The following is a 23,732-nucleotide window of genomic DNA, read 5'->3' as shown; positions in this document are numbered from 1 at the left end:
ATGCGGATGCTGCGGGTCATGGAGACGGACACCTCACGTTATCCCGACAGCATCGGCGTATTCCTCGCGCCAGCCGAGTATGTCGACAGCGATAACACGGACATTCAGGCGCATGCCGGTCGGCTGGCGACAGGTCGCACGCCACGGCACGCCCTCATTGAGATTTTCCGGTTCGTGCGGGACATACCTTACGGCGCGCCAGACTTCGATCGGCTCGCTTCCTTCCGCGCGAGCGACCTCATCTCGCGCGGGCGCGGCTACTGTGTTCCGAAGGCCTGCGCGCTAGCGGCCCTCGCTCGGGCGGCGGGTATGCCGGCCCGGCTGGGTTTCGCGGACGTATCAAACCACCTGGCGTCGCCTCGGACCGTCGAGCTCATGGGATCGCGCACCTTCGCTTGGCACGGCTATACGGAGGTCCTGCTGGATGGCCGGTGGATTAAGCTAAGCCCCACGTTCGACGCAGAGCTCTGCACGCGGATGGGGGTCCCCGTGCTGGAGTTCGACGGCGTGGCTGACGCGCATCTGCCCGCGTTCGACCCCTCCGGGCGGACTTTTATGCAGTACGAGCGCCTCCATGGGGAGTTCCACGACGTGCCGGCGCGTTTCTTGGCCAATGAAATGCCCAGGCTCTACCCGCGCATGTGCGCCGCGATCCGAGCTGGGGTCGTCCATTGACCCATCGCTTCGGTTCTTTGGTTACCGCTCGCGGCGACAGCAAAGACGTCGCCGGCGAAGAAGCCCGTCCCGGCCTGACCTCTGCTTCGGTCGCCCTCCGGTCGCTGATCGAGCGTTCGCAACGGCCTGAGCATCTATACGGTTCGCTGGAAGCGCATTTGACGGGAACATCGGCCCTGCTAGTCGAGTGGCGCGCGTCCATGCCGCTGTGCCTCGCGGGCATGTTCCACGCGGCTTACGGCACGGATGGCTGGGACGATCCGCTCTTAGGGGTCGCCGAGAGGGGCAAACTCCAGATCCTCATCGGAGCTGCGGCAGAGCGGCTCGTGTATCTCTACTGCGCCCTTGATCGCGCTGCCTTCTTACCGGCGCTCGGCGCGATCGGGCTTCCTGCCGTCCGCGACCGGTTCTCAGGCAAGTCGATCAAGCTCCGGGAAGAGGACGTGGCGGCGCTCGCCTTGCTCACCGCTGCGAATGAACTCGAGCTGCTATCGCAGGATCCCGATCACTGGCGCCGCTACAGCACCCTGCTGAAGCCCCTGTTCTCGAGCCGCTATTTCCAGGAACGCCTGTCGAAGCCGGCGAGGGAAGCGATAGCGGCTGTCGCCTCCAAGCCGTTGCGTGGCTTCGACGAAGCCTACTCGATCTCAAGCATCCCCAACACGGAGGAGGGCTGATGCCGCTCGGAAGATCTATGATCCCGAGAGCACCTATAGCGCTGACGACAAGCAGCAAATCGCCGGCCGCATCACCGGCATCTACCGCGCTCTCCCGCGCTTCTACGTCGGCGTCGTGTTCCAGGAGGTGCCGCGCACGTCGTCTTTTGCCGGCGGCGAGCCGGTCTCCGATTTCGTGCGGATCTGGGTCGACCACATCGCCCGCTCCTTCGACAACGACGATCTGAAGAGCCGCTTCCTCGAGGCGGTGGGGCAGCTCCTGGGGCCCTTTTTCCGAGACCGGGGACTGAGGTGGGAAATGCACGTCGACGAGACGCCATTCAGCCACTGGACCATCGAAGGGCTTCGTCCTCCTCTGCCGGAGACGGACGCAGAGACACGTTGGCGGACAGAGAACCGGCCTACACCTTACTTGCGTTACCGCCGCGTCGAGGTCAGAGGGTAGGGCCTCGCGACCGCTGGCCGACGAAGGTCGGCTTCCGGGAGCGGTGTCAAGGTTCGCCGACGACGCCGACCCGGCATGAGAGGTTCATCAACGCTCCTCCCCGCGCAGGCGCCGATGGGCTTGCTGTATCCTAATTTCCCCGAGCGCGCCCTAACCCTTCCATGGGGCGGCCAATTAGAAGCGGCTCCTCGAGGCCGAACGTTCCCAAGGCCGCGAGTTAATCGGCGCCTCGCGCGGCCTGGAGCCGATCTCCGCGCTTAGTCGCAGCCTCCGCATCCTTGAGATGGCGCTCCATGAGCCGACGCTCCGGTTCAGTCCGGGCATAGGTCCTGGCGCGGGCGAAGCGCAGCGCGGCCTGCTTCGGCTTGCCAAGGTCGAGCAGAAACCTGCCGGCTGCGGCTTGCACATAACCGCTCCCGGGCAGCTTCCGCAGAGGCTCCCGTAGCGCGATCAGGCCGTCCCCTGGCCCCTTTGTCTTGCCGATGACGACGGCTCGGCCCAGCCAGACGATGGGCGACGCATCGATCGCGCATAGCCGCTCATAGGCGTCGGCGAGCGCCGGCCAGTTGGTCTCCGCAAGGCTTGGCGCGATGGCGTGCAACGCCGCGATCTCGGCGCGCAAGTGCCAGACGCTCGCCGTCGCGCCTCGCGCGGAGCGCGCGAGCAACTGCACGCCCTCAGCCACCAGCTTCCGGTCCCAGAGCCCTCGATCCTGTTGGTCCAGCAGCAGGGCCACACCATCGGCCGCGATCCGGCTTGGCACGCGCGCCAGGGTCAGGAGAAGGAGCGCCGAAAGCGCATCGCTTTCCGGCGACGCCGTCGCGGGATGCCGGGCGAGCGCCACGGCCAGGCGAGCCGCTTCCCAACAGAGTTCGGGGGCGCAGAGCGCCTCGCCACTGGAGGCGGAGTAGCCTTCGTTGAACAGCAGGAAGATGACGGTGCGCACCGCCTCCAGCCGCTCTTGAAAATCGTCAGGCGAGGGGGCGGCGATCTCCAGGTCGAGTTCGGCCAACGTCCGTTTGGCGCGCGTAATGCGCTTGGCGACCGAGGCCTCGCTCGCCAAGAGCCCCGCTGCGATTTGCCGGGCGCTGAGGCCGCAAACGCAGTTGAGCGCAAGGGCGACCCTGGACTCTGGGGAGAGGGCCGGGTGGCACGTCGCGAACAGCAGGGCCAGTTCGTCGTCCGACAACTCCCGCGCGAAGCGGGCCTCCTCCTCCGCGGAGGGGGCGGGCGCTGGCAGGGCGTTGAGGGCTTCGTCGAACGGCGCCAGCCGCCGCATCGCGCGGAGCTGGTCCCGCAGGTGGTTGCGCGCGACGGCGAAGATCCAGGCCGCGGGGTTGCGGGGCCGTCCGGCGTGCGGCCAAAGGCGCAAGGCCTGGAGCAGGGCGTGCTGCACGGCGTCCTCGGCCAACTGGAAGTACGCCGGCCCGAGGGCCCGCGCGAGCGTGGCCAGGACGCGGCTTGCGTCGTTGCGCGCAAGCCGCGCCACGTCCGCGTGGATGTCGGACGCGCCCGGGCCCATCAGGCGTGGACAGCGCCGCGTTCCCGCCGCGCCTCTTCGATGACGGCCTCGCAGCTCTCCTCATCGACGACACGGATCTCGATCCGGTTGCGACCTCTGAGGTGCGGGCTCGTGCGGGCGATCGCTTCCGCCTCGTCGAGATCGCGGGCGGCGATCACGAACGCGCCGCCGATCACATCCTTCGCCTCGGCGTAGGGCCCGTCGCTGGGCACTGGCCGCGTGCTCTCAGGCGTCAACATCCGGCCGCCTTCCGCGCCGAGCTTGTAACTCGCCACGAAGTGGCCGCTGCGCTTCAAGTCTTCCACCCAATCCACGTAGCGTTGGACGAGGGCGGAGAGCTCCTGCAGCCCGAGCTCGGCGTAGTCGGCCGGCGCATCGTGGAGAACGAGCATATACTGGGTCATCGTCAGTCTCCTGTTGCACGGGGCGGTCGAGGACCGCGGTGTGTTGACGGAGCAGGCGGCGCAAACTGGACATCGTCCGGCCGATGAGCGCGGATGAGCCCAGGACGACAACGGACGCCCGGGACGATCCGTGCCCGGGCGGGCGCGCGATCCGCAATACACAATGGTCCGCGTTCGGGACCGCGCAAGGCGGGTGAGGACTGTCAGCCGGTCCGGGTGAGCGGCGGCAGGCGATAACGCCCCTCAAGCAGATCCGGCCCCGGCAGATAGGCGCGAAGGACCAGGGCGAAGGGCGCGTTCGGCGCGGGCAACCAGTTCGCGCGCCGCGCCGGGCCGGGATCTTGGTGACTGATCCAGATGTCGAGCTGCCCGTCGCCGGCGCGCATCAGTCCAGGCGTACGGTCTCCTATGGCGTACCGGCGCAGCGGGTTCTCTGCGAAGTAGAACTGTCCCTCTGGCGTGGCCTCGTAGAGGCTGAGGGACCAGAAGGCGCTTGCAGGCGGTTCCCCGCCAGGCGGGAAGCTCAGACGCAGCTTCTGTCCGGCCGGGAAGACGCCGAGGCCGTCGCCCGCAGCGCGCATGTACATCGCCTCCTGGCGCGGCAGCGTCGCGAGCCCGCCCAGGGCGACCGCGGCCCGGTACAGATAGTCCCGCCCGAAATCGCCACGGCCCGGCTTGGGATAGAACCAGCCGTCGGCGAGCATCCCGTCGTTCACCCGCCGGCGCACGAGCGCCTTGGCCTCCGCCACGCCGGCTTCAATCCGGGCCGCGTCGGCCGGCGAGAACCGGCTCGGATCGAACCCGCCGCCGAGGCTCAGCGGCCCCAGCTGCGCCAGGAACGGCCTGTCCGCGGCCGGCGGCGGATTGAGGCGCATCAGACGGTCGGCGCTCATGAAGTAGTCCGCCCACGGCGCGTCACGCGGGGCGACCTCAGGCGGCGGCGGGCGGCGGGGCCCGCTGACCTCGATCCGGCGCGCGAAGGCCAGCGCCGCCCCGAGGTCGTGCGGCCCGTCCACCAGCGTCCGGCCCAGCGCCCAGACGTAGGGCGTCGGCGCCACGACGGCGCCCGGCTCCGGCGCGTGCCCAGGGCCCATGATGCGCACCGGTCCGCCTGCGGGCGTGGTGCGCGTGCCTAGGATCGCGAAGTTGTTGGTGTAGGCGTCCAGCAGGGCGACCGAGAGGTAGCGGTCCTTGGCGGGCGGCAGGGTGATCGTCACGGGCCCGTCCGACAGGTCCAGGCGGGCCGACGAGTAGAGGGTGTCGTTGTTGGGGGTGGTGACGGTTCGGCTCGTGTGGTCCGCCAGAAACGGAACATGGCTGATCGTGTTGAGGCCGGGGCCCGTGCGCGCGCGCTGGAAAGCGCCGCCAAATTCTATGGGCGCCAGGGCGTAGATCCAGGCGTCCCGCGCGGCCGCCTGCAGGCCGGCGGGAGCGGCCCGCGCGGTCCACGGGCCGGCGAGAGCCGCCACCCCGGATAGGAGCAGGCGCCGACGATCGGACCGCCAGATCATTGGCCGGTCTCCAGGGGCGCCCAGCGGCTGCCGCCGGCGCGGATCCGTGCCTCATAGAGCGCGGCGATCGCGGTCCAGCGCTCGCGGTAGGGCGCCGGCGCAGGCTTTGGTCCATCGTTGGTGAAAGCCATGAGAAGGTCATTCTCGGCGGAATGCCGCGGCCAGGCGGGGAGTCCCGCCGCGCCGGGCGTTCCCCGCCGCGCAAAGGCGGCCCAATAGGCGCTCATCTCCTCAGCCCGAACCTCATCCTCGGCCGTCGTCGGCCAGGGCGCGGCGGAAAGCGTGCGAAAGACGTAGGGCCGCTCCTGGGAGTGCGGGGCGCCGGCGGCGTGGGCGCGAAGCGCCGCCGAGACAATGTCGAAGCGATAGAGCCAGGTGGGCGCCGTGCGGGCATGCAGCTGGGCAAGGCGGCGGGCGGGCTCCGTCATGGCCAGGTCGCCGGCGACGTTCATCGCGAAGGTCGCCTCGTCCGGATAGGCCGCCGCGAGCTGCGCGAGTTCCGTGTCGGACACGGTGGTCACCGCCGCGACCGCCGCCTGGTAGGTTTCCGGGGTGGCCGGCGTCTCGACGGCGTTCGAGCCGATGATCAGCGGGACGCCCGCCTGCAAGCCGCTCTCAAAAGCGTCCGCGACCCCCATGGGCAACAAGCGCCCGTCGATCACCGGACCGCCGCCCTTGAAGGGGCTCAGGTACCCCGTATTCACAAGAACGTCCGCCGGGATGGCGCGGAGGGCGTCTGCGGTCTCTGCGCCGAGCGAAGCGGCATAAGCGCGCCCCTCCGTCAGAGCGTCAGGCCAGCCGCGGGGATCGCGGCCCGCGAGGGTCGGGGGCAGGTTCCGTCCCGAGCCGGATTGCGAGATCGCCTTGTGGAAGAGCCCCTGCGCCGGCGGCGAGATCATGAGCCGCTGGACGGCGGCGGCGCCCGCCGACTGGCCGAACAGGGTCACATTGCCAGGATCGCCCCCGAAAGCTGCGATGTTCCGCTGCACCCACTGCAGGGCCGCGATGATATCCATGAAGCCGTAGTTGGCGGTGGGCTCGCCGCGGGAAGCCGCTTCTTCCGCGAGGGCCGGGTGGGCGAAGAAGCCCAGACGTCCGAGCCGGTAATTGAGCGTGACCAGCACGAGGCCTTGGCGCGCGAAGGCCGAGCCGTCGTAGATCGGGGCCGAGCCCGACCCATTGACGAAGCCGCCCCCATGAATCCAGACCATGACCGGCGCGCCGCCCCCACCGCGATCTGCGGGCGTCCAGATGTTGAGCGTGAGGCAGTCTTCGCCGGCGGGCTCCGGCCCCACGCTGTTGTCCGCGGGCCGCCGCTGAGGGCAGGGCGCTCCGAACTGGTCTGCTGGACGCTCGCCGGTCCACGGGTGGGCTGGCTGTGGCGGCCGCCAGCGCAAGGCCCCCACGGGCGGGGCGGCGTACGGCACGCCCTTGAACGCCGACACCGACCCCAACCGCACGCCGCGCAAAGCGCCCGTCTCGATGACCGCGAGCGCGGCGCCCGGGGCGTCGCCGCCCTGCGACGGCGCAGAGGTTGTGCCCCTCTGGCTGCGGGCCATCGGTCAGGCCCCGTCGCGCCGGAAGACGGAGACCACGTTCTGGTTGGCCCCGGCGTCGACGAACAGCGTCTGAGCATTCACGTAGGAGGACTCGCTGCAGACGAGGAATAGCGAGGCGTAGGCCATCTCCCAGGCCGTGCCTTGCCGGCCGAACGGCACAGGCCGCGTGGCGCGGGCCGGATTGCGCGCGCTGGCGGCGCGGCCCATGGGCGTGTCGAGGAGCCCTGGGGCCACGGCGTTGGCGCGGATGCCCCGGGCCTGACCCTCGACGGCTGTGGCGCGGGCCAGGGCGGACAAGGCCGCCTTGGAGGACTCGTAGGCGGGGTTGCGGCCGAGCGGACTGACCGAGGCCGCCGAGGAGACGAACAGGATCGTCCCGCCTTCCGCAAGCTCCGTAAGGGCGCGCTGGGCGATGAGCATGTGGGCGCGCAGGTTCACCGCCATCACGGCGTCCCACGTCTGGGGCGTCTCGTTGTGCAGGCGGTGGCCGTTGGAGACGCCGATGTTGGCGACCGCGATATCGAGGGCCCCCAGGGCGCTGACCGCCTCGTCGAACATCCGCCCGATCGCGTCGGGTTCGCTCACGTCGGCGATGATGGCTTCAGCGGTCCCACCCTCGGCGCGGACCAGGTCGGCCGTCTCCTGGGCCGAAGCCGCGTCCCGGTCGACGCAGGCCACGGCGGCGCCTTCCCGGGCGAACAGCAGGCTCATCGCCCGGCCGTTGCCGATGGTGGTGGCGGGATCGTCCGCCGGGCGCTGGCCGGCTCCGACGATGAGCGCGCGCTTGCCGGTCAACCGGCCCCGTCCCGGGGCGCGGCCGAGCGACGTCTCGAACAACTGGGTCTGCGGATTGACGTCCTGGTGGATCATGGCCCGGGTGGCCCCTTCTCGGTTGGCGTTCCTAGTCCTTGGAGACGAGTTCGATGGTCAGCAGCCCTCTGGATCGGGCGTGGACCTCCAGAACCTGCGCCGGCGCGTCGTAGGCGAGGCGCCCGCCGACCCCGCCCACCGTCACTTGCGGACCGCCGGGGAAGCGCAGTCTTGGCGCGTAGATCACCGTCGGGTGGCCGATGGCGGGGTCTGCGTCGATCTCGACGACCAGGCGGGCTTCCGCGCGGAAGCGCATGGACAACAGCCGCCCTTGGGCGCGCTGCACATAGGGCCGGCAGAACCCGCCAACCGCCCGACCCCCGGAGTCCCGGTCCGACGGGTCGTCCTGCTGGTCCCGCGAGAAGATGGACAGGTCCTCCTGGTTCCACCCGTCGCCGACCGCCAGGTCGTTGCGGTTGGAGGCCGTATAGTTCCACTGGGTCGAACTCAGCAGGAGCTCGTCCATGGCGTCGTACATCAGCGTCAGCGCCGCCTCATGCTTCGACCACACCGCCGCGTCGCGGCGCCCCTCGGCCCAGGCCGCGTACGCGGCGCCCTCGTCGAGGTCGTAGGGGATCCCGAACTCGCCGATGAGCGTCGGCGCGCCGCCGCCCGGGAACTCGGCGGCGGGCGCGGCCCGCGCGGCGAGCTGCCGGACGAAGCGCTCGCGGATCTGGCCGGGGCTGGTTGCGATCTCTCCCGTCAGGAAGTCAGGCGACCGCTGCGGGTCGAAGGTCTTCAGGTGCAGCGTGGTGGTGTCGTACCAGTGGCTGGCGTTCACCGAGCGCTCCGGCATCTGCGAGGGGAAGCGACGGCGGGCTGCGGCGCCGAGGGGATCGATCTCGGCGAACAGCAGCCAATCCGGATTGACCGCCCGCATGGTCTCGGCGACGCCATGGAAGAGCGGGCCGTAGCCATCTTCCGAGATGGAGATGCGCCGCTCGCCGCGGACGCGGAAGACGTCCTCATCGACGCCCACCACCCGGCCGCCCTCCACCCGATAGACGCCGGCCCGCTCAAACGGGCACTCCCGTCCTTCGAGCCAGATGGAAACCCCATCTGGGTTGAGCACGGTCTCGCCGGCCTCCACCGGACGCCCGGTCACCGGCTCGCGAACCAGCAGGGGAACCGGCGTCGGAATCCCCCGCGCGGCCGAGAGCGCATCGAGCGGCGCCGTCGCCGGCCCCGGACGCGCCGTGGCCGGGTTGATCTCGGAGGGACCCTTGTGCCGGTAGGACAGCGGCAAGCCCACCCAGCCCGGATTGGGCTCGTTGAGGGTGTCGAAGCCGAGGACGTTCGGCAGGTCTTTCAGCCGGCGCGCCACCTGGCCGAGCGCCCCGAGGTAGCTGCCCTGCAGGAAGTCCTGCACATTGCGCCCGTCGATCTGGAAATCGGGCGTGAACAGCCGGCCCGCAAAGAACAGGGTCCACATGACGCCGTTGGCCGGCAGCCGCCCGTTCGAGCTCCAGCTCATCTGCGGGTAGGCGTCCTGGCGGCCGCCCCGGGCATAGTCGTACTTCGCCTGCATGACGTGGGCGGCGCCGGCGGCGTGGAACTTGGTGAAGTCCAGCCCCACGGCCTCCAACGTCCACCCCGGCGCGCCGTCGCCGCCCGTCATCCGGCTCCAGACGTCCTGGTGGAAGTCCACGAAGACGTAGAGGCCGTGATCGGCTGCGCGGCGACAGACCTCGGCGAAGTAGTCGAGGTAGTCGGTGTCGTAGCGTCCGGGGCCGGCATGCTCGACCGCCTCCCACGTCGTCAGCAGCCGCAGGACGTTGAAGCCCCAGTGCTTGAGCCGGCCGAGGTGCTCATCGGCCTCGTCGATGGGGAAGGGGCGGCCGATGAACGAGACTTCGCGGTGGTCCGAAAAGTCGCTCGGGAAGTTCGTGCCGCCGTCGGGATAGGGGACCTTGCAGTCGCCGCCGAGGTTGACGCCGCGCAGGATGACCTGGCGGCCCGACTCGTCGACAAAGCGGGTTCCGTCGAGGCTGAGGCGGTCCAGGCTCATGCGGCCACCGCCCGGCGCACCGGCACCCAACGATTGACGCGGGCCAGGGACTCCCGCCGGTCGGACGCGATCACGTCGGTGCCGGCCCGGCCGTAGTGGTAGACCATCGCCGAGCGGCGGTCGTCGGCCACATTGTCGGTCGACATGTGCATCAGGTAGCTGTGGAAGAAGAGCACGTCGCCCGGCTCCATGAGCACGGGGATGCGGCGTGACGTATCCTGGTCGACAATCTCCAGGTACCCTTGCAGGGCCTCGGGCCTTCTGTCCGGCACATGCTCGAAGATGCGCATCGCCCGATGCGAGCCTGGCGTCACCCAGAGGCAGCCGTTCTCCAGCGTGGCGCGGGACAGCGCCAGCCACACGCCCACTTGCGGCTGCTTGTCGAACTTGAAGTAGTGGGAGTCCTGATGCCACGGTTGGCCGACGACGCCGGGATTCTTGAAGATGAACTGGCTCTGGAAGCAGTCGAGGTCCGGCCCAAGGATCTCCTCCACCGCATCGACGAGCGCGGGACGGCCGGCGATCTGGCGGGCCAGCCCTTCTGCATGGCAGTTGAACACCTTGGCGATGCGGTCCTCAGGGTTCCGCGCCGCTGGGCTCGGGGCGACCTCGGGGACGATGTAATAGTTCTCGCCTGAGAGGTACGCGCGCTCGCCCGGATGGCGTTCAGGCGGGTCTTCGCGGATGCGGCTCACCACCTCGGCTTCGAGTTCTCGCGCCTCGGCCGCAGGCACCGCCGCCCGCAGAACGAAGAATCCGTCTTCGGCCCAAGCCCTCGCCCGTTCCGCTCGATCCATGCGCCGCTCCTTCAAGAGAGTTGCATGCTATTCGCGCGGAGGGACAAAAATCAATGTAGTTTTGTGCAGAATCCCGAAATTGCATCCGCGACGGCGCCAGGCGCTTCGAGCTGCGGGAAGTGGCCGACATTCTCGACGATCCGCAGGTCCGCGCCCGGGGCCAGGCGCTGGATGAGTGCGGTCCATGGCGTGGTCTGGCCCGGCTTGAGGCTGACGCGGCGCGAGCGTTCGTCGCGCGCGGTGCTCTGCACCATGAGCAGCGGGACCCTCACGGACCTGAGCACCCGCTCGGCGGCCTCGGAGTCCCATCGGACGATGTCCAGCAGCACGGAACGTGCGACGGCCGGGTCCCACCGGCTGGCGCGCTCGACGATGCGGCTACGAAGAGCCGGGTTGGCGCCTTCGACGAACATCTGCTCGAAGACGGCGGCCAGATAGTGCGACACCCCCAGCGTTTCGATCCGGGCCTCCATCGCGCGCCGCGCCGCCTCCCCCTGACCGGGCGGAGCGAGCAGGTTGGCGTCGACGAGGACGATCCCCCGAACGTCCGCCGGCGCCTGGTGGTAGGCCTCGAGCACCACGCGGCAGCCCAGGCTATGGCCGACGAGCACCACCGGTCCGCCAAGGCCGGCCTTCGCCGCCGTCACGGCGGCCGCCAGGGCGCCCACGTCGGCGACCGCCGGCGCCGGCGCGGCGCCATGGCCGGGCAGGTCCAACGCGGCGACCCGGTGCGCGTTGCTCAGCGCCGCCATCTGCGGCGCCCAATCGGTATGGTCGCAGGCCGCGCCGTGCACGAATAGAAGGGCGGGCTCGCCGCGTCCGGCCACGTGGAGCACGGGATCATGGGGGGGCATGAAGCCTCTTCGTTTTGGCGTGTGATTTATTGGATTATATCAAGATCAAATGTAAGTGCGCGCCGCAACCCGAACCGCCGCCGGGCCCATGAGCTGGTCCGAGCACAGCGCCGCCACATCACATGTAATCAGGGGTGATGGGAGTCGGCCTCGGGTCAGACGCGGCGGCTAGGCAGGATTGTGTGCGCTCTTTAAATTTCGCGCGCTGCACAGATTCTGGGGGGGCGAGCCTTGCCGACCGACATTCCGTCCGTTTCCACCTTCAAGAGCCCCGCCTTGGCCGAACTCGCGCCGGCCCTCCCCAGCCTGACCGACAAGGCCGCCTTTTGGCTGAAGCGGGACATCGTCCGCGGCGTGTTTCTGCCGAACGAACGGATCAAGGTGGACCCCCTGTCCAAGTTCTATGGCGTCGGCCGCAGCCCCATCCAGGCCGGGATCATGCAGCTTGAGCCCACGGGTCTGTTGAGCCATGAGCACCAGAAGGGCCACCGCGTGGCGCCCGTCTCGCTCGCCGATTACGACGACGTTCGCCAGCTCTACCGGGACCTTTACCGCATCGCCCTGCGACGCGCGGTCAAGAACGGCGACATGGCCTGGGAGGAGCGCGTCGTGCTGACGCTCCACCGCACCTCCAAGGTCCCGAAGGTGATCGACGTCCGCGGCGAGGGTCGAGAGATGTGGCAGATGGCCTACAAGCGCCTGCATGCCGAGATCCTCTCGGGCTGTGGGTCTCCGTTGCTCACGGCGCTCATCGCTGACTTGGGCAACCGGGTGGAGCGCTACGTCAACCTCTTCGCCGACCTGCAGAGCGACCTGGAACGCGACCACCACAAGGAGCATCGCGAGTTGGTGGACATCGTGCTCGAGCGGGACGCCCAGAAGGTGATCGAAGCCTTCGACGCCTTCTTCCAGCGCGCCCAGCCCATGCGCGACACGGTGGTCGAGAAGCTGCGCAGCATGGAGGAGACCAAGCCCGCGCGGCGGCCCCGGGGCGCCGCCCGCCCGCCCCCAGAACCGGCCAAGCCGGCGGCGGCCAAGACGGCGGCGAAGGGGCGCCGGAAGGTCAGCTGATCCGCGAGATTGCGTGTAATTGCGCCGTTCATGCATTTTTCGCATTGAGAATTGTCGTTTGCCCCGGATAGTCTGCGGGAAGAGGCGGCTTCCAGCCGCCACGCATCCGGGGGGCAGATGGCCAAGGATCCCAGACGTGAGCTGAGCCTGCCGCGCAAGGCGGGGTTCGCCATGGGCGACTACGCCTGCAATCTCTACTGGCAGAGCCTCTCGCTCTTCGTGATGTTCTACTACACCGACGTCGTGGGCCTCTCGGGCGCCACGGCGGGGTTGATCTACATGGTCGCCTCGATCTTCGACGGCGCGACCGATCCGATCATGGGGGCGCTCGCCGATCGGACACGGACGCGGTTCGGGCGGTTCCGGCCCTATCTGCTGGCCGCGGGCGTACCGCTCGCCTTCGCGTTCGTCTTCATGTTCTGGAAGCCGGCCCTCGATGGCGCGGGCCTGATCGCCGTCGTGCTGGCGGCGCACCTGCTGTTCCGCCTCGCGTACACCGCGGTGTCTGTGCCCTACAGCTCGCTCACGGCGCGGATGACCCGCAGCTCGGACGAACGCTCCACGCTCGCCGGCTTTCGGATGGTCTTCGCCGCCCTGGCGGGTCTGACCGTCTCCTACAACACCCAGCCGCTGGTCGCGGCGCTGGGCGGCGGCGATGAGGCCCGGGGCTTCTTCTACGCCGCCTGCGTGTTCGCCTTGCTCGCCACGGGCATCTTCCCGCTCGTCTTCCTGGCCACGCGCGAGCCGCCCGAGCCGGCCGTCCCTGAGCGCCGGCTGCGGGTCGGCGAATACTGGCTGGCGATCCGCAACAACCGGGCCTTCTGGGTGCTGATGGCGGCGATCACCGTCGGCGCCGTCGCCTCTTCGACCCTCGGCAAGGCGGTGATCTACTACTTCAAGTACATCGTCGGCGACGCGGACGCCGCACGCTACGCGCTCTCCTTCAAGGCGATCTCGGCGCTGGCGATTATCCCCGCCTGGGTGTTCGTCTCCCGCCGGATCGGAAAGCAGGCGGCGTGGATCACCGCCTCAATCTGGGGCGTGGCCGGGTCCGCTCTGCTGATGGTGACCGACGCCACCACGGCCGTGGTGGCCACGGCGTTCTTCATCCTCATGCACGTGGCTTCGCTCGGGAAGTCCATGACGGTGTGGTCGATGATGCCGGACACCGTCGAGTACGGCGAATGGAAGTCCGGCGTGCGGGCGGAGTCCTTCATCTTCGGGCTGGGAATGTTCTTCCAGAAGGCGGCGCTCGGCATCGCGGCGGGACTGTTCGGCTGGGCGCTGGACCTTGTGGGCTATCGCGCCAACGTCGCCCAGACGCCGGAGACCCTCTTCGGCATGAAGATGATCGTCGTCCTCCTGCCGGCGATCAGCTTCGGCCTCTCCGCGCTCATCATGCTGGCCTACCCGCTGAAGCGCGGCCGCCACGAGGCGATTGTCGACGAGATCGCGGCCCGGCGCGCCGCTGCCGATCCGACGGGCGAACCGGCCTGACCACCAAGAGGAGCTCCCATGGCGCGTGTACGCTACCTGGACCGAGATGAGATCGCGCCGGAGGTGCAGGCGCTGCTCGGCCACCGGCCCCCATTGAACCTGTACCGGGCGCTGCCGCACTCGCCGCCGTCCGCGGTCGGCTTCCTGACCCTCGGATCGGCGCTGCGGCGGGAGTCCGAGCTGAGCCCGAAGCTGCGTGAGCTGGTCACCCTGCGCGTCGGCGTGATCAGCAAGGCGGCGTACGAGGTCACGCAGCACCGGCGCGTGGCGCGCAGCGTCGGCATGACAGCCGAGGAGATCGCCGCCGCCACCCGGGAAGGCCCGGAAGATTGCCTGACCGAATTCGAGCGGCTGACGCTCCGCTTCACCGAGGCGGTGGTCCATGAGGTGAAGGCGCCTGAGCTGCTCTACCGCGCGGTCGCCGCCGAGCTCAGCGAGCGGCAGATGGTCGAGCTGCTGATGCTGATCGGCTTCTACATGCTGGTTTGCCGCTTCCTTGAGAACGCCGAGGTGGATCTCGAGGACCCGCCCATTCCGGGCTAACGCTGTGGAGCTTCGTTCCTATGGCGCCACGGGCCTGAGCGTCAGTCCGCTCGCCTACGGCGCCATGACCGTCCGGTCGGACCCGGCGCTGAAGGACGGCGTCGCGCCCTCGCTGCTCGCGGCCCTCGAGGCGGGCGTGACGCTGATCGACACCGCGCGTGCTTACCCCGACTCCGAAGCGATCATCGCCGCGACCTTGAAGGTGTGGGGCGGGCCGAAGCCGCTCATCTCAACCAAGCTCCGGTCCCGCTCCCGCGAGGCCTATCGGGTCTATCGGCCGGCGCACGAGGCCTATCCCGCCGAGGCCATCCGCGACTCGGTCGAAGCCAGCCTGAGGGCGCTCCAGGTGGACGCCCTCGACATCGTGCATCTGCACCAATGGCACTACGCCTGGACGCACGAGCTGGGGTGGCTGGAGACGCTTCAGCGCTTGCGCGAGGCCGGGAAGCTGCGGTCCATCGCCGTCAGCGTCCAGGATCACGAGCACGACGCGGCCCTCGAACTCGTGAGTCGCGGGCTGGTGGACGGTGTCCAGGCGATCGTCCATGTCTTCGAATCCCGCCCGGCGAACGCGCTGCTGCCGTTGGCCCGGACCCGCGGTGCGGGGGTGATCGCCCGCTGCGCGCTCGATTCCGGCGGACTTACCGGCGAGTTCGGAGAGGCCGAGTTCGCCGCCCGAACCTTCCTGAAGCATGCCCCCTTTGGCGAGTACGCTGCCCGGCTGGCGGCGCTGCGCGAGGCTTTTGTGCCCGATGTGGCCGGCACGCTGACCGAACTGGCGCTGAGGTTCGTGCTGTCGCTGCCGGGCGTCTCCAGCCTCGCGCTCGGAATGGCAGAGCGGCGCTTCGTCGACGCCGCGCTCGAGGCGGTGCGGCGCGGACCCCTGCCGGCCGAGGCGGTCGACGCGATCCGGCGCGAGCATGTCTGGACGCGGAACTTCTACGAGCGGTTGCCGTGAGCCGCATCGTCAGCTTCTGTTTCGATGACGGTTTCCGGGCGAGCGCGGAGACGGTGTGGCGCCTGTTCGCGGCCCGGGACCTCTCCGCCACCTTTTGCGTCCTGGCCGCGCCCGAGCTCGCGAAGGATCCGTTCATCCGCGGGGCGGCGATCGCCGACTGGGGCTTCTGGCGTGAAGCCCAGGCCGCGGGTCACGAGGTGGCCCCGCACGGCTGGGCCCACGAGCGGCTGGGTGAGCTTCCCGTCCCGGCGGCGTGTGAGAGCCTGGACCGGACCCTGGAGGCGTTCGTCCGCGAGCTTCCCGACTTCGAGCTTGGCCAGGCGATCTTCCACCTTCCTTATCTGACGGCGCCCACGCCCGTTGTGCAGCACCTCTCGAGTAAGGTTCTGGGCGTGCGGCGCAAGCTCCACCAGCAGGGGCTCAACCGCGCCTTCGGCCACCCGCGCGGCGCCAGCATCGATTGCGTCACCTTCCCCGACCCCGCTGACGAGCGCCTCCAGGCGCGGATTGGCCGGTTCCTCGGACACGAGGCCGGTTGGCTCGTGCTCGTGCTCCACGGCCTGGACGGGGAGGGGTGGGGACCGGTTTCGTCAGATACCCTGGCCGCCATACTGGACCGGCTGACCGCCTCGGGCGTGCGGGTCGCGCCCGCGGGCCAGGTGCTCCGCCAAGGGACGACCGCAAGCTAAAAAAAGACGCCCCCGAAGGGGCGTCAGGTGCTTGTGGGAAGCCTCCGACTTCCCGGGGAGGACCTAGTACTTCACGTCGAGGGAGACCCCGACGATCCGCTGGGCTTCGTAAGGGTGGTAGAGCGACAACGCGCCAAGCCCGGCGATCCCAGGGGTGCTGAACTTGCGGGTGTAGTAGAACTCATCCGTGAGGTTGCGGCCGAACACCGACACCTTCCAGCGGCCGTCCTCGGGGCCCACCCCCACCGCGGCGTTGATGAGCGTGAAGGCGGGGTGCTGCGCGAACGGCGAGTTCGGCGTGTTGGCCGGGAAATCGGTCCGGTGATTGATGTTGCCATTGAGGTAGAGCGACAGGCCGGCGCCGACGGGGCGGACGTAATTGACGTCGAGGTTCCAGCTCCACTTGGGAGCGAAGGGCAGTTGGGCGCCCGAGAGGTCCTGAACACCGCCGACGCAGCCGGTGGCCGCCGTCTGGCCGCGATAACACGGCGCCCGGGGGAAGCTCTTGTACTTGCCGTCGGTATAGGCGAGGGAGCCCGAGAGCGTCAGGTCCATGTCGTCGAAGGGGCGCCAGAAGCCTTCGGCCTCAACCCCGCGGGAACGCGCTTCGGCCGCGTTCAGCAACAGGAAGAGGCCGATGTCGCCGGGCTCGCGCGCGGTCACCTGCAGGTCCTCCACCTCCAGCCAGAAGGCGGTGACGTTGAAGAGCAGGTTCTGCGCGGGGAATGCGGCGCGCAACCCCACCTCGTAGTTGGTGGGCTGCTCTGGCCGCACGTCCAGGAGCGTCGTGGTGGCGATGCCCACGTCGTAGCCGCCGCCCTTGTAGCCGCGGGTGACGGTGGCGAACACGTTGGAGGTGTCGGTGAGGTCGTACTGGGCGCCGAGTCGCCAGAGGAAGGCGTGGTCGGTCTTCGCCGCCTGGTTTCGTTCGGTGTGGTTGTTGACAGGATCGAGCCGGATCTTCTCCGCCTCCGACCGCTCCTGCAGGTACCGGCCGCCGACGATCAGCCGGAAGTCGTCGGTGAAGTTGAGGTTCGCCTGCCCGAATACGGCGATGTTCTCGGAGGTCGTATAGTTGTCGGCGACCAGGTTGCGGAACAGCGTCCGTTCCAGCGGGCGCAGCTGGGTCGATTCCGAGTGGACGTCGGAATTGAAGTAGAAGAAGCCCGCCACGTAGTCGAGGAACGGCCCCTTCGGAGAGGCGATCCTGAACTCCTGGGTGAACTGGGTCTGCCGGAAATCCGCGTCGTTCTTGTTCGTCTGGTTGACGGGCGCGTTGTCGCTGTCCAGGCCATCGATCGTGCGCCAGTAGCGCCAGGCGCTGATCGAGGTGAAGGTGAAGCCATCGCCGAAGTCGTAATCGGCCTGCGCTGAGACGCCCGACGTTTTCACGTCCGAGTAGACGTCGCCGTCGATGTTCGAGTAGTCCCGACCTTCGCCCAGCTGGACGCCGTAGTTCAGGATCGCTTGTTCCCGTGGGTCGATGGGCGTGCCGGTCTGAACGATCGTCCACATGCAGCAGTTGGCGTCGCGCCGCCAGTAGTCGCCGATGATGCTGAGGGTCAGGTTGTCGGACGGCGTGACTTCCAGTTTGCCCCTCAGACCCCAATCGTTCCGGTCGTTCAGTTCGCGGCCGTCGAACAGGTTTTTCATGAACCCGTCACGCTTGTTGATGCGTCCCGAGACCGCGTAGCGGACCTGGTCAGAGATCGGGCCGCTGACCAGAACCGAAGCCTTGCGGTCATTGTCCGGCCAGGCCCAGCTCACCTTGCCTTCCACCGTGAACGCCTCGCTCGGCCGCCGGGTGACGACGTTGATGACGCCAGCCGAGGCGTTCTTGCCGAACAACGTCCCCTGAGGCCCGCGCAACACCTCCACGCGCTCGATGTCGGGGAGGTCGGTCAGGGATGCGCCGGCCTGGCCGAGCACCACCCCGTCCACCACATAGGCCGAGCTCGATTCGATGGACTCGGACGCGAAGGAGGTGGTGCCGATGCCGCGGATGAAGAAGCCGAACGAACGCGGCCCGGCGCTGTTCGAGACGCCGAGGTTCGGCACCCGATACGCCAAGTCTACGGACTCGTTCTGGCCGTAAGCGGTCAAGGTCTCCGCCTGCACCACCGCCACGGAGACCGGCACGTCCAGCAGCCGCTCCTCGCGCTTCTGGGCGGTGACTACCAGCTCGTCGAGTTGCGTTGCGGTCTCCGCGGTCTGCGCATGGGCCGGCGCGCCGATGCAGAATCCTCCTCCTGCGGCGAGCGCGGTCGTCAGCCGCAACCAGGTCTTCAATGCGCGCTTCATCCCATTCCCCTCCCATTAGCGGAGCGACATGCAGCTCCATGTTATCGATGGGACCGTGCGTGAAGCGCCAGCGGGTGTCAAGATTACATGTAATTATGAGATTGAGTGCAGATTACGCGCAACCGAACGCGCCGCCGCCGTTTCCGGCGACGGCGCGGCGACCCATGGGGATCGCGGCTAGGCTTGCTTGGATGCGGACCCGGGAATGGTCCCGCGCTGACGCCGCTCGTGGAAACGCTGGTCGTCGGTCTCCGGCCAGGGCGCAGGATCCGGGAAGCGCCCGTCCGGCAGAGGCCACACAACCGGCGTCGCCTTTCCGTCGATCTTCTGGCCCATCGCGATGCCGTCGCGATCCACCGAGGGGTGCGGCCGATCTGTCCCCCGCGTGCACCCATCCTTGAAATAGATCGCGGTGTAGGCCCGGCGCATGCGGTCAGACCGGTTCGGCTTCGCCAGATGCACGGTCCGCCCGTGGTGAAAGATCACGTCGCCCGGACCGCAGGGCACAAACACCGGATCGGCCGCCTGACGCTGCATCAGGGTTTGGCCCGCTCCAGGGGTGCGGAATATGTCGACATACGCCAAGTCCCCCACGTGAGACCCCGGGACATAGCCCATGCAACCGGTCTCGTGGTCGACGTCGCACAGGGGGATCCAAGCAGTGATCGTGTCGGCTTCGGCGATCGGCCAGTAGGCGTGATCCTGGTGGGCCTCGGTCTCGCGGCCGCCAGGTTCCTTGTAGAGGGCCTGGTCGTGCCAGAGCCGCACGCGCTCTGCGCCGAGCAGCGCGCCGAGCGCCTGGCCAAGGCTCTGATGGAAGGTGAGCGGGCGCACGTCCGGGAAGTCCTCCCAGATGTACTGGCACTGGATGAAGGACTGTTCGTAGGGGGTCTTCTCCTCCAGGGGCCGCGTGTCGCGCGCTTTGCGGGTCGTGACCGCGTGATCGACGGCGGCGGCGAGGCGGCGCACCTCGTCGGCCGGCAGCAGGCCGCGCGCATGCACGAAGCCATCCCTGCGGTAACGCTCCGTGAGATCGACCAGCTCATCGGGAGTCATGGGACGCCTCCTCTCGCCGCCTAGCGGCCGTTCTCAAGAATCTTGAATTGCCGCGCCGGGTCGGTCTGCGGGATCACCTGGCCGTCCGGCAAGCGGGTGATCGCGCCGTCAGGCGCATACTGCAGGATGTACGCCTTGCGCACCGTGCCGGCCTTGAGATTGGGGCCTGTGCGGTGCGGCGCCAGCGAGGAGAAGACGACGATGTCCCCGGCCTTGGCGGGGACCGGCACGGCGTCAGGCGCGGATTCGAGGCAAACCCGACCGATCTCTGTGGGCCAGTGCTCCAGCGTCCCGAGCTTGTGCAGGCCAGGCGCGATCCAGGGGCAGCCGTTTTCCTCGTCCACATCCACCAGCGGGATCCACAGGGTCAGATACTGCTGCGGCTCGATGAAGGTGTAGCCGTTGTCCTGGTGCCAGGGGAATTCCTGGAGCTTCTCGGTCTTCTTGTAGACGGATTGATCCCAATAGAGACGCACGTCCGGTCCGATGAGGTCGCGGCAGATGTCTTTGATCACAGGGTGCGCGGCGAAGGCCTGCAGCACCGGCGACTTGCCGACGATATGGGCGGTGAAGCTGATGGCGCCCACGCTGGAGAGCCGGTGCTTGCCCCCTTGTTCCTTGGTGAATTCTTCGTGCGCCTTCTCCAGAGGATCGATGGCGGCGGCCACCGCCGCGATCTCATCGGCTGTGAAGGCGTCCTCGTAGAGGAAGAAGCCGTCCCGGTTGAACTGATCGACCTGGGCCGCGCTGAGGCGCCGCGCCCGTTCCCGCGGCGCGTCCTGCCAGCGAAAATCCACGTTCAACGGGTGCAGGCGGGGCGAAGCCAGGGTGGGCGCATCCATGGGAGTGACCTTCAGAAATTTGTGGAAGAAGCTAATTACATGTAATTTCGAGAGTCAATCGCGCATTGTGTGTGATACGTCCGCTTCTGCTGGCGTTTATCGCGCGGAGGAACGGCGGGATGCGAAGGTTCTTGGTGTACCAGGCGATCTGGGGGATGGAGGGGCTGCCGGGGATTGACCTGGAGACGCGTCTCGACGCCGCGCTCGATCAGATCGTCGCCGCCGGGTTCGACGGGGTAGGGGTCAGCCTAGCGCGTTCCGACCGCGCCGAAGCGGTGGCCCGGGGCGTCCGAGAGCGCGGGAAGGGATTCGAGGCCATGGGTTTCGTGCGCGCGCGGGAGGACGTTGCGCGCGCCATAGATCGCGCCGAGAGCCTCGGCGCACATCACCTCAGCCTGCAGATCATGACACGTCTGGACCGCGTTGGAGAGGCGGTCGCCCTGTTGGAGAGCTTCGAGGCTGAGGCGGCGCGCGCCACCATTCCGGTCTACTATGAAACCCATAGAGGCCGGTTGACCAACGACCTGCTGTTCACATGCCGCATTCTCGACGCGCTTCCGGAGCTCAGGCTCACGGGCGATCTTTCTCACTATCCGGTGGCGCACGAAATGCCCCTCCCGGTTCCCGCAGGAGACCTTGGCCGGATTTCTAAGGTGCTGAACCACTGCTGGGCGTTCCACGGGAGGGTCTCGGGTGCGCATCAGATCCAGTTGCCGTTCACGGCCCCGCAGCATCAAGGGTGGCTCGCGCAGCATCGCGCCTGGTGGCGCGAAGGATTCGCAAGTTGGATCACGCGGTCCCCGGAGGGCGGCGAATTGACATTCATGCCCGAGCTTGGACCGCCCCACTATGCGATGACAGACGCGAATGGAGGCGAACTTGGGGATCGTTGGACCGAGGCGCTGAGCCTGATGGAGATGGCTCGCGAGACGTGGGCGCTCGCCCTAAGCGACGCTGCAGATATTGCTCGTCCGTGCCGGGGGCAAATTGGCTGAACAGATGCGCGTCCTGCCGCGGTCGCGGCGGACCGCCTCGACCTCGTGTCAAAGAGCTTTGCTGACGGGACCGGCCCCCGGCGTTCCGTACGCGAGAGCGTGCGCGAGCCGCCGGTTTTCGTCATCAGTTGGTCCGCCAAATCGTCAGTCCGAAGCCGGAGTTCGTCAGCGCTCGACATAGCGTTGCAGAGTCGAACGGTGATTGAGTGAGGCGACTGCAGTTGCAGGGCGCGTCGCGCTCGCTTCCGGTAGACGTGGTCTCAGGCGCGGTTCGAGTCCACGAGGCGGCCCGCATCACGGATAGAGCCTCGCGGCGGCGATCATGTTCTCGGACGCGAGACCTTCGGCCATCGCTCGCTGGGTCACCTCGAGCGCGGCCGCGGTGACTGGGAGGGAACCTTGACGAGCGGGTCGACCATATAGCGAAGGTCTATGGCAAGGAGCTCCATGGGGTACGCCGGACTGCATCGGCACCCCCCTCAGTCGAGATCGACGCCGAGCAGGCGGACGTACTGCTGGCCGCTGTGCATGTCGCGCTCGGTGATCCAGCCCTGCGGGGTGGGGCGCGGGTAGGACACCTTGAGCATGGCAAGGTCGGGAACCGGCGTGCGCTTCACCCAGGCGGCATCGACGTCGTAGAGGCGCGCAAAGGTGTCCGGCCCGAGGGCGGGGTGGTCGTGATAGGTCCGGAAGGTCTCCGGGCTGTCGAAGAACAGGTCGACGGTGACCCAGAAGGGGCCCGCGGCCTTCGACCTCACGTAGCGGCAGACATCACTCACCTTAGGCATGTTCGGCCTCGCGCGCAGGCGTGTTGCTGAGATCGACCCACTCGGTTCGGACGAGCTCGAGGCCGTCCCGGGTCTCCACCACGTGGTTCAGGTGGAACTTGTACACTTGGCCGCTTTCGATTTCGGCCGGCGTAAAGGCGAACCCGTAGCTGGGCTGCGGCAGCTCCGGAGACAGCGGGAAGTGGAAGAACAACGGGTTCACGGCCTTCGACAGCCGCGTGGCCAGCTCCTGGGTCGCAGCCGTGATCACCAGCAGCACCCCCACCTCAGGCGGCGGCGGCGTGCCGGCGGGCAGTCTGCGCCCCGACACGGCGTTCCAGCCGTAGATGCGGACCGACAGGTCGTAGTCGCCGGCCTCCGCGCCGAAGGTGCGGTCGATCCGGTCCCGCAGTCCCTCCACAAGCCGCTCGTGGAAGAGGTCGAGGTTGGCGAGCACCTTGGGGTCCTCGATCCCCACGAGGCTGATGGTCTGGTATGGCCCGGCGCCGGCTCCTTCCAGCTTCATCGTGTAGGGCCCCGGCTCCCAGACTGAACCCGTAACGCGGACCCTGCGCTCGTCGAGGGCCGTGTAGACGGCGTTGGTGACGTTGAGCACGCCGCCGGGCTCGAAGAGGCGGTAGGGGTCGCTGTTCTCGTACAGCATGTGGGCCGAGACGCCCTGCACCTCGCAGCGGTTCGTCGCGCTGAGGGGCTCGATCTCGAACCGGTCCTCGAAGACCTCGATGAGCACGCCCCCGTCGCCCCGAACCGCCGTGCAGACGCCGCCGCACTCGGCCGTCTTCCCGGCGTGCCAGGCCGCGCCCAGGCCGGCGCCCATCATGATCGGCACGGCCGCCAGGACCGCCGTGTCGGTGGTGCGGCCGCCGAGGACGATTGTGGCCCCCGCCTTGAGCGCCTCGATGTAGGGCTCAGGGCCCATCAACGCCACGATGTGGTCGCAGGCCTCGAGCGTCGCATCGTCGAGCGGGGCGGACGGCGGGAGCGGGCGGATCCTGCCCTCCGCGCGCCTGGCCTTCATCGCATCGCGTGACTGCTCGGAGCTGAGCACCGCGATCTTCGGCCTCAGGCCCTGTTCGCGGGCGACCTCCAGGGCGATGTCCCGCGTCCAGTGGAGCGCCTCGTCCGCCCCGGACGTGCCGCAGGTGCCCACGAGCAGCGGAATGCCCGCCTTCTCGCTGGCGACCATCAGCACCTCCAGATCGCGCTTGACGGACTCCCGGGCCCACTTTGAGACGCCCCGCGCCAGGTAGGAGGGGCCGCTGTCAGTGGAGCCGGCGTCGCAGGCGATCGCGTGCGCGCCCTTCGCCAGTCCCGCTTCGACGTGTTCGGCCCTGATGCCGGCGCCCAGGGCGCCGGTGGGAACGATCACCTTCACGCCCCCCGTCCTTGTCGCGGCCATCGCGTTTCTCTCCTCTGTTGACGCCTTGGTCACGCACGTACGCATTGGCGTCAAGATTGACGGAAATCGTCAATATAAACGGCGGCAGTGCTGCGTCCGAGAGGGCAAGGGTGCGCGCGGCGCTCAGGTCAGGCGTCGTAGCCCGGCAGCGCCCGGTCGAGCTTGCGCAGGCAGGCCGGCCAGGCCAGGCCGCCGCCGACGCTATCGGTGTTGCGCATCGGCCGCTCGCGGGTCTGGCTGCGCACCACTTCCTGGGCCGCCTCAGGGGCCA

The 23,732-nt window shown here is 68.5% G+C and carries 22 protein-coding genes; 9 read left to right on the top strand and 13 right to left on the bottom strand.

Features of this window, described 5'->3' with window-relative positions:
- From ACFSC0_RS19530 to ACFSC0_RS19520, 3 genes are read left to right on the top strand one after another with little or no spacing between them, the layout of a single operon-like run.
- Positions 1-675, top strand: coding sequence for a transglutaminase domain-containing protein (locus ACFSC0_RS19530; protein WP_377355243.1), 675 nt, complete (start codon positions 1-3; stop codon positions 673-675).
- Entirely contained in the window at positions 672-1,352 is a 681-nt protein-coding gene (locus ACFSC0_RS19525; RefSeq protein WP_377281634.1) for a DUF6817 domain-containing protein, read from the top strand. Before ACFSC0_RS19530 ends, ACFSC0_RS19525 begins: the two co-directional genes overlap by 4 nt.
- Positions 1,297-1,797: a tautomerase family protein gene (locus tag ACFSC0_RS19520; protein WP_377281633.1), complete on the top strand. Its 501-nt coding sequence runs from the start codon at positions 1,297-1,299 to the stop codon at positions 1,795-1,797. Before ACFSC0_RS19525 ends, ACFSC0_RS19520 begins: the two co-directional genes overlap by 56 nt.
- 217 nt (positions 1,798-2,014) lie before the next feature.
- Here the strand turns inward: ACFSC0_RS19520 and ACFSC0_RS19515 are convergent, their stop codons facing one another.
- The 8 genes from ACFSC0_RS19515 to ACFSC0_RS19480 all read right to left on the bottom strand — a co-directional run bounded on the left by ACFSC0_RS19515 (position 2,015) and on the right by ACFSC0_RS19480 (position 11,322).
- Positions 2,015-3,319: an RNA polymerase sigma factor gene (locus tag ACFSC0_RS19515; RefSeq protein WP_377281632.1), complete on the bottom strand. Its 1,305-nt coding sequence runs from the start codon at positions 3,317-3,319 to the stop codon at positions 2,015-2,017.
- Positions 3,319-3,723: a YciI family protein gene (locus ACFSC0_RS19510; RefSeq protein WP_377281631.1), complete on the bottom strand. Its 405-nt coding sequence runs from the start codon at positions 3,721-3,723 to the stop codon at positions 3,319-3,321. The genes ACFSC0_RS19515 and ACFSC0_RS19510 overlap by 1 nt, the downstream gene beginning before the upstream one ends.
- Before the next feature lie 203 nt (positions 3,724-3,926).
- Positions 3,927-5,234 (bottom strand): DUF1254 domain-containing protein, encoded by a 1,308-nt coding sequence (locus ACFSC0_RS19505; protein WP_377281630.1) that lies wholly within the window; start codon positions 5,232-5,234, stop codon positions 3,927-3,929.
- Positions 5,231-6,793: a carboxylesterase/lipase family protein gene (locus ACFSC0_RS19500; protein ID WP_377281629.1), complete on the bottom strand. Its 1,563-nt coding sequence runs from the start codon at positions 6,791-6,793 to the stop codon at positions 5,231-5,233. The genes ACFSC0_RS19505 and ACFSC0_RS19500 overlap by 4 nt, the downstream gene beginning before the upstream one ends.
- A gap of 3 nt (positions 6,794-6,796) precedes the next feature.
- Positions 6,797-7,663, bottom strand: a complete 867-nt coding sequence (locus ACFSC0_RS19495) for an SDR family NAD(P)-dependent oxidoreductase (protein WP_377281628.1) — start codon at positions 7,661-7,663, stop codon at positions 6,797-6,799.
- Positions 7,664-7,694: 31 nt separating this feature from the next.
- Positions 7,695-9,671 carry a glycoside hydrolase family 5 protein gene (locus tag ACFSC0_RS19490; RefSeq protein ID WP_377281627.1) on the bottom strand — a complete coding sequence of 659 codons (1,977 nt, stop codon included), beginning with the start codon at positions 9,669-9,671 and terminating at the stop codon, positions 7,695-7,697.
- On the bottom strand, positions 9,668-10,468 hold the full coding sequence (locus tag ACFSC0_RS19485) for a phytanoyl-CoA dioxygenase family protein (protein ID WP_377281626.1): 801 nt from the start codon (positions 10,466-10,468) through the stop codon (positions 9,668-9,670). The genes ACFSC0_RS19490 and ACFSC0_RS19485 overlap by 4 nt, the downstream gene beginning before the upstream one ends.
- Before the next feature lie 50 nt (positions 10,469-10,518).
- Complete coding sequence (locus tag ACFSC0_RS19480) at positions 10,519-11,322, bottom strand: alpha/beta fold hydrolase (protein ID WP_377281625.1); 804 nt, start codon at positions 11,320-11,322, stop codon at positions 10,519-10,521.
- 231 nt (positions 11,323-11,553) lie between these two features.
- On the opposite strand from ACFSC0_RS19480, the gene ACFSC0_RS19475 reads away from it, so the two are divergent.
- The 5 genes from ACFSC0_RS19475 to ACFSC0_RS19455 all read left to right on the top strand — a co-directional run bounded on the left by ACFSC0_RS19475 (position 11,554) and on the right by ACFSC0_RS19455 (position 16,080).
- Positions 11,554-12,393 (top strand): GntR family transcriptional regulator, encoded by an 840-nt coding sequence (locus ACFSC0_RS19475; protein ID WP_377355242.1) that lies wholly within the window; start codon positions 11,554-11,556, stop codon positions 12,391-12,393.
- Between the two features lie 117 nt (positions 12,394-12,510).
- Complete coding sequence (locus tag ACFSC0_RS19470; RefSeq protein ID WP_377281623.1) at positions 12,511-13,890, top strand: MFS transporter; 1,380 nt, start codon at positions 12,511-12,513, stop codon at positions 13,888-13,890.
- An 18-nt stretch (positions 13,891-13,908) separates the two neighbouring features.
- The gene (locus ACFSC0_RS19465) at positions 13,909-14,433 is read left to right on the top strand and encodes a carboxymuconolactone decarboxylase family protein (protein ID WP_377281622.1); all 525 of its coding nucleotides are present in this window, start codon (positions 13,909-13,911) and stop codon (positions 14,431-14,433) included.
- Between the two features lie 4 nt (positions 14,434-14,437).
- A complete protein-coding gene (locus ACFSC0_RS19460; protein WP_377281621.1) occupies positions 14,438-15,391 on the top strand; it encodes an aldo/keto reductase in 954 nt (317 codons plus the stop codon).
- Positions 15,388-16,080, top strand: a complete 693-nt coding sequence (locus ACFSC0_RS19455) for a polysaccharide deacetylase family protein (RefSeq protein WP_377281620.1) — start codon at positions 15,388-15,390, stop codon at positions 16,078-16,080. Before ACFSC0_RS19460 ends, ACFSC0_RS19455 begins: the two co-directional genes overlap by 4 nt.
- A 63-nt stretch (positions 16,081-16,143) precedes the next feature.
- Here ACFSC0_RS19455 and ACFSC0_RS19450 read toward each other — a convergent pair whose 3' ends face one another.
- From ACFSC0_RS19450 to ACFSC0_RS19440, 3 genes are all read right to left on the bottom strand, one after another.
- On the bottom strand, positions 16,144-18,381 hold the full coding sequence (locus ACFSC0_RS19450; RefSeq protein WP_377281619.1) for a TonB-dependent receptor: 2,238 nt from the start codon (positions 18,379-18,381) through the stop codon (positions 16,144-16,146).
- Positions 18,382-18,558: 177 nt separating this feature from the next.
- Positions 18,559-19,437 (bottom strand): phytanoyl-CoA dioxygenase family protein, encoded by an 879-nt coding sequence (locus ACFSC0_RS19445; protein ID WP_377281618.1) that lies wholly within the window; start codon positions 19,435-19,437, stop codon positions 18,559-18,561.
- Between the two features lie 20 nt (positions 19,438-19,457).
- Positions 19,458-20,279, bottom strand: coding sequence for a phytanoyl-CoA dioxygenase family protein (locus ACFSC0_RS19440; RefSeq protein ID WP_377281617.1), 822 nt, complete (start codon positions 20,277-20,279; stop codon positions 19,458-19,460).
- Between the two features lie 134 nt (positions 20,280-20,413).
- On the opposite strand from ACFSC0_RS19440, the gene ACFSC0_RS19435 reads away from it, so the two are divergent.
- Complete coding sequence (locus tag ACFSC0_RS19435) at positions 20,414-21,274, top strand: sugar phosphate isomerase/epimerase family protein (protein ID WP_377281616.1); 861 nt, start codon at positions 20,414-20,416, stop codon at positions 21,272-21,274.
- A 479-nt stretch (positions 21,275-21,753) separates the two neighbouring features.
- Here ACFSC0_RS19435 and ACFSC0_RS19430 read toward each other — a convergent pair whose 3' ends face one another.
- Both ACFSC0_RS19430 and ACFSC0_RS19425 read right to left on the bottom strand, forming a co-directional pair.
- Positions 21,754-22,062 carry a DUF4387 domain-containing protein gene (locus ACFSC0_RS19430; RefSeq protein ID WP_377281615.1) on the bottom strand — a complete coding sequence of 103 codons (309 nt, stop codon included), beginning with the start codon at positions 22,060-22,062 and terminating at the stop codon, positions 21,754-21,756.
- Positions 22,055-23,437, bottom strand: a complete 1,383-nt coding sequence (locus ACFSC0_RS19425; protein WP_377355241.1) for an acyclic terpene utilization AtuA family protein — start codon at positions 23,435-23,437, stop codon at positions 22,055-22,057. Before ACFSC0_RS19425 ends, ACFSC0_RS19430 begins: the two co-directional genes overlap by 8 nt.
- Between the last annotated feature and the right edge of the window lie 295 nt (positions 23,438-23,732).

This window comes from Phenylobacterium terrae (assembly GCF_042681205.1).
Taxonomy (GTDB): Bacteria; Pseudomonadota; Alphaproteobacteria; order Caulobacterales; family Caulobacteraceae; genus Phenylobacterium; species Phenylobacterium terrae.
The sequence above is the reverse complement of the archived record's forward strand: the minus strand, read 5'-3'. Positions and strand labels throughout refer to the sequence as shown.